Source organism: Pseudotabrizicola sp. L79, from assembly GCF_036553525.1.
Classification (GTDB): Bacteria; Pseudomonadota; Alphaproteobacteria; order Rhodobacterales; family Rhodobacteraceae; genus Pseudotabrizicola.
This window is the reverse complement of the sequence record NZ_JAZHDA010000047.1, coordinates 1-311: the sequence shown is the minus strand read 5'-3', so window position 1 is coordinate 311 and position 311 is coordinate 1. Positions and strand designations below refer to the sequence as shown.

Below are 311 nucleotides of genomic sequence, written 5' to 3'. Positions count from 1 at the left end.
GTGCCGGTATCACCGCCGCCTGTGCCCGTGTCACCACCGCCTGTGCCGGTATCACCGCCACCAGTGCCGGTATCGCCACCGCCAGAGCCCGAGGCACCGACCCCCGTCCCCGGCTCACCACCCCCAGTGCCGGTATCGCCGCCGCCTGTGCCCGTGTCACCGCCGCCCGTGCCCGTGTCGCCACCGCCGGTGCCGGTATCCCCGCCGCCCGTGCCCGTGTCACCCCCCCCTGTGCCGGTATCACCGCCACCTGTGCCGGTATCACCGCCACCTGTGCCCGTGTCACCGCCGCCCGTGCCGGTATCGCCACC

General features: G+C 74.6%; 1 protein-coding gene. It reads right to left on the bottom strand.

Translation table 11 applies throughout. The annotated features are described in order from the left end of the window. Positions 1 to 311, bottom strand: a 311-nt coding sequence (locus V3C85_RS11760) for a hypothetical protein (RefSeq protein ID WP_331795299.1), incomplete at both ends; no start/stop codon positions are given.